The following is a 6,048-nucleotide window of genomic DNA, read 5'->3' on the forward strand; positions in this document are numbered from 1 at the left end:
ATCCATTAGGTTTGGGGTGATTGTTTCTAATTTCATAGTTCTTGTTTTAGTGTTTTAGAAGAGCTACAAGGTAGATAAATTTCTTCAAAGATTTTAAATTTTTGAGTATCCTGTAAATACTTAGTGGTTAGCTCTATCCAGTCATTTTGACAATCGAAGTAATTGCAACCTCATTTATCCTTTCGAATAACGACTTTTTTGAGGAATACTTCTTTTGTATCAGTTATACGTATAAAGTAGATACCCGGAGACAATTTACTTACAGGTACAGTGACCTTACGTAATCCAGGATCAACAATCTCTTCAACAGTGACCCCATTTCCATTAATTATAGATATGCTCTTTATAACGCGTGTGTTATGAATGGTTACTTCTGAGGTAGCCGGTTGCGGATATAAAACAAGGTCATCAGAATTATTGTCAAGGCCTGCAATAACAGATATTGAGGCCGTATTTGATGGACTTGACTCAATGTTACTAATCGAAATGGCAACTATTCGGTATTTGACATCTAGCTCGTCACCTTCAGAGTTGACGAATGAGCTGTCTGTATAAGAGGTGATGTTTTCTTTTACATATTTAAAATCTAAAAATGGACCTATCCCTGTAGCACGCTCAATTCTAAAAAGTTGCTCATTATTGCTATTGTCATTCCAGTTAATATCTATGTAACCGGAAGATTGATACATGGCTGTAGTATTTGATGGTATATTTGGTCTGACATCTACAAATTCAACAATATTTGATGGTTCTGATACCACTGTATAAGAAGATACTGCTACCACGCGATACTTGACTTCCAGCCTGTTCTCATTATTGTTTGCGAAGGTACTGTCAGTATATGTCGTTGTATTTTTGCTTAGCTCTATAAATGGCTCAAATGAACTGGAGCCTATGGCACGTTCTAAACGAAAATACATTTCATCCTCACTATTATCATTCCAGCTTAGATCAAAATAGCCTGGAAAACGCGCTGTTCCTACCAGTCCTGTCGGGGAGGTAGGAGCAGGAGGGCCAGAGGCACTGGCCCTTTCAACGATAAGTTCAGTATTTATATCGGGATTAGTGATCCATTGATCTACGCCTGAGGGCCATTCCACTTTCACATAATCAATAGCAGCATATGATCCAAGACCAAAATGGGCAACCTGTTCATGACTGGATATTTTATTTGATCCGGTTCTGATTTCACGAACTTGTGTCGTATTACCAGTAAAAATTTTGACTTTAGCCCCTATACCAAAGCGATTATTCTCGTTGCTTCTCAGTTTGACTCTAAACCAATTGTTTTCGGATTTATTTCCTTGCAAAATATACCTGTCGATATCAAAATAGTGCTCTGAAGTAACTACAACCATATCTAGTTGTCCATCTTTATTTATATCTGCAATGGCTGATCCATGTATAAAACGTTCAAGTATAGGATCATTCAATGATGCAAAATTCAACCCTCCCTGATTCAGATATATTTTGCTTTCTTCCTGTGCATTATTTACTCCCATTGCAAACACGTCTAAATATCCGTTATTATCAAAATCACCTACTGACACTTGAGAAGTAGTTGGAGACGCCTCAAATACATTGGGGTATTCAGTATACTTTAGCGAAAATGAATCGAACAAAAGTAATCTCAACTTTCGGTTGGAATCAGTAATCAATAGATCAAAATCATTGTCATTGTCAAAATCTTCTAGTACAAACGAATGAACAGAGATATAGGGATTAGCACCATCATAAGCTGTAAATTGTCCATTGCCATTTTTATAAATATTTAGTGAGTTGTAATAATCAGTAGAAATTATATCCAGATCTCTATCTGAGTCAAAGTCAGTAAGGATTATTTCGGCACCATCATCCAAATCAAAAGATAAATTTTGAATAGTAAACTCCCCATTCTCATTAGTGTAAAGCATGGGTCTTTCATTTGACCTAGGGGTAATCATATCCAGGTGGCCGTTACCAGTAATATCGCCCCAGGCTGCTGTATAATCAGAAAACCCATCTTCTGACAAAATATTATCAGTTTGCTCAATTAATAGCCCTGAACCATTATTCTTATAAAGTACATCATTTAAGTACTCAGGTGATCCGCTAATACTACCACCTACTGAAACATGTAAATCCTGATAACCGTCATTGTTATAATCGACCCAATGCGCCTGTTGTGAATACCTCCAATCAGTACCCAATGGACTTCTGGTAAAGTATCCATTGTCATTGTAATAAATAGCATCTGGTTCAAAGGTTTCTGAGCCAATAAATAAATCAGGATCTCCATCTCCATCTGGGTCTCCCCATGCCAATCCTTCGGTTTTAGAACGAATATATGATATATCTCCAGCAAACACTTCCGTAAATAACCTGATTTGTGCTTCAGCTATGTTTGTCCATCGATTAGTAGGTGAGGGAGAGGAGCGTACTCGAAACTTATATGTCTCTCCTAATGTTAAATTTTTGATTTCATATGTTTCGATATTAGCTTCTACTGATCCTATTTCTTCAAATTGTCCTCCATCTGTCATCATTTCTATTACAAAACCACTTTCACTTGCTGATCGATCTGTCCAATTTAATAAAATGGACGAAGGGTAACTCACCTCTGCCGTAAGATTAGACGGGGCTGGTAATACGGTCTCTTGTGCGTTTATTTCGTCAATCAGGAGTACCTGATTCACCTCAACATCAGTTAGGTACTGTTTATTTCCCGAAGGCCAATGTACTTTTATACTATCAACAATTTCTGCCTTTCCCAGACCAAACAATAACATGAATCCTTGCTGTACTCTATAACTGTGATGCGTTGTGACATCAGAACGTTGCCATTCTGAATTAGATTTAACAAATACTTTAGCCCCAAGCCCAGTACTATTCGAGGTACGGCCTTTAAGTCTTATTTTAAGCCAATTATTTTGATTTGATATGTTTTTATATATCTGGTGGTTCTCGTCAAACTCAAAGAGATCGCTAAAGCCATCATTATCATAATCGTTCCAGGAAAACATTGCATCATTTTCGACTACGTCATATAGCAACCCTGCTGTGATTTTGTTAAATGGTATACCTTCTTTTGTTTCCCATATATCTGTTTTCATATTGTAATGTCCCATTGCAAACAAATCGAGATCACCGTCACTGTCATAATCTGTCCAAAATATATTTTTTCGATATTGACGGTTATGTTTATAAGAGTAAAAAGCACTATCAAAAGAATTTTCATTATTTTCATAAGTATAAATGGGTCCCCCGGCATGGTAAGTAGTTAGATCTAGTTTATTGTCATTGTTGAAGTCAGCCCAAAGGACCGTGTGTGTGGCAATTGGGCAGCAGTCAAAATTGTAGTCAGACGTAATGCGCTGATCGGTGATTTCTGTAAAACTGCCGTCACCATTATTCTGAAAAAACCTATCGTCTCCATAATTCCCCAAAAATACATCTGGATCACCGTCATCATCATAGTCAGCCCAAGACGCAATAGAGTAGTTATTGGAATATCCAATTTCTGACGAATCGTATTTTACTTTAGTAAATGTATCATTACCGTCATATCTGAACACATAGGGGCTGCCTGTAATAGATAAATCCAGGTCTCCATCCATATCAAAGTCTGTCCAAGTGGCATTGCTAATATCAGACCGCTCACTATTGATGACCGTATTTACTTTAAAAAAGGTGCCATCTCCAAAGCCTTTGTAAAGAGCGCTCTTATCGGCATTGTTATAGTAGAATAAGTCTAGAAAGCCATCGTTATTATAATCTCCCCAAGAAGCCACAAAGCCATATGAAGGTGTAAATGGGGCTATTCCGGTTTCTGTAATTTTTTGAAAAGTACCATCTCCCTCGTTATGATAAAGTTGTACTTCATAGCCAAGAAACAAATCATCAAAACCATCATTATCGTAATCACCCCAGGCAATAGCGCCCATATCATAACGTGATTCATAATCTAAAGAAGCCAATGTTACTTTCTCAAACTCTTTAAACGGAAGTGTAATATTATCTATATTGCTGTATTGGGAATAATCTATACCATCAATTGAATAAATGCGATAGTAATAATTCGTGCCGGATTCTAACTGTTGGTCTGTAAAGGTTCTAACGCCTGCATCGACTGTATCTACTACAATAAAGTTGCTTTTGTTTTTGTGTGATCTTTCTATGACAAACCCATCAGAAGGGCCTATATATTCCCAGTCTATTCTTGCCGTGGCGCTCGTCTCTGCGCTAGCCATAAGGTTAAAAGGAGCAATATCTACGCCAGGATTTGTTTTAATGCTTATTACATTTGAGTAGGCTAGCTGTTCAGTGCCATCGATACGAATACGATAATAATAGTTAACCAATGGCTCAACAGTATTATCAACATAACTTGTTACATTGGCCGCAACCTGAGCAATTGATTCAAACCCTGTATTTCCATTAATGGAAGACCTCTCAACTGTATATGAAGTTTCGTTAGATGAGTTATCAGTCCAAGTGAATGAGACTGAACGGTCTTCCACTATACTTTTTGATAAGTTGGTTGGCGCATCTGCTGGATTATTTTTATAAAGTGTAAACTCCTTTGTAAGGCTAAATTGAGAAGTATTTAATTCATCATCTACTGCCTGCAAGCCCCATTGAAAATATCCGTCTGAAAGAGCCATTACTTGTATTTGTTTTTGCTGGGATTCAAAGGCGTTAGCGTTCCCAGGTAAATGATTAAATCCGGTAGAGGTATCGGCATTTGGAGTGATTATATAGCCATCATTATATGACAAGTACATATTATAATGTAAGGAAGATTGCTCATTATCAGTGGCAGCGTCCCAGGAAAAGGTAATATGCTCATTATCAATTACAGTCTGAAGATTACCAGGCGATACCGGATCAAGTAGATGACTGGATTGATCATTCAGTAAGATAACTGTGTTTCCAGCGTAAACGCCACTTAAAATAAGATCAGGGTCGTTGTCATTGTCCATATCCGCTGCCGCCAGATTATAACTATAAATATATTGATCGTATAAAAAGTCAGCTGTATAGGTGCCATCTCCGTTGTTTTGAAAGTATTGAGTGATGACAGTACTCGAATTACCCCCGGCTGCTACTATATCCTTATAACCATCACCATTAAAATCAACAACAAGAAGATCACGTATGTATTTAAAGGGTAAATACTTACCCTCAGAGGTGAGTTGGCCAGTTCCATCATTGCTCAACAATATCCCATCCCTAGTAATTAAATCTGTGTTTCCATCGTTATCAGCATCAATACTGTAGAATTTTTCATTTCTTGGCAATGAATTACTTGCAGTAAAAGATTCAAATGTGCCGTCTTTTAGATTTTTAAAAGCTTCATCCAATAGTATAAAATCAAGCCAACCATCATTATTCAGGTCTGTCCAGGTAGTCTTTCCAAATGTTTTATTAATATCAAAGGTCTGTTGAAAACTAAAATCACCGTGGTTGATATAAAACGTGTGGCCAACTATTACATTATTGTTAGACTCAGATGGCGTTTCAATTTCTATATCGATAAGCCCATCGTTGTTAAAATCAGCCAGACTAAACTGACTTCCACAAATTAAATTTGTAGGCACTTCAATTAAAGTAAACTGATCCCCGCCATCATTACGATAAATACTTAATTGTGAGGTGTTATTAGTTCCGTTGTCATTACATCCGCCAGTCACAATATCAAGGTCATTGTCATTATCAAGGTCTGCCCATTTAAACATGCCTCCATATCCCAACTGTGGTAATTGAACGTTGACTAACGAGAAATCTCCTCCATCGTTTCTAAAGAGAGCAGTTTCATACCCTGTCCCAAGAATATCTATATCACCATCCCTGTCATAGTCTCCCGCTTCAGGAGTTAATTCTATGCCTTGACCAGCTGAAAACGCATTGACGGTCTGGAATGGACTTTGGGCGAAGCATGTAAAATTTAAAATTAAAACAGATAAAAGGAGCAGGTAAGTAAATGGCGTTTGAAACATAAGAATACAAAATCTTAAAATTATCAATGTTACCAAAAATTATACAATAAAGACAATTATTAGAAGAATT

1 protein-coding gene is annotated in these 6,048 nt (G+C 37.0%); it reads right to left on the reverse strand.

Going from position 1 to position 6,048, the window contains the following annotated elements:
* Nucleotides 1–170: 170 nt before the first annotated feature.
* Nucleotides 171–5,978 (reverse strand): FG-GAP-like repeat-containing protein, encoded by a 5,808-nt coding sequence (locus E1176_RS07810; protein WP_155210054.1) that lies wholly within the window; start codon nt 5,976–5,978, stop codon nt 171–173.
* Nucleotides 5,979–6,048 lie beyond the last annotated feature (70 nt).

It is taken from the genome of Fulvivirga aurantia (assembly GCF_009711475.1).
Lineage (GTDB): Bacteria > Bacteroidota > Bacteroidia > Cytophagales > Cyclobacteriaceae > Fulvivirga > Fulvivirga aurantia.

Excerpts from the sequence above, each read along its gene's own strand:
- E1176_RS07810 (WP_155210054.1), bottom strand. The coding sequence starts at position 5,978 with ATGTTTCAAACGCCATTTACTTACCTGCTCCTTTTATCTGTTTTAATT.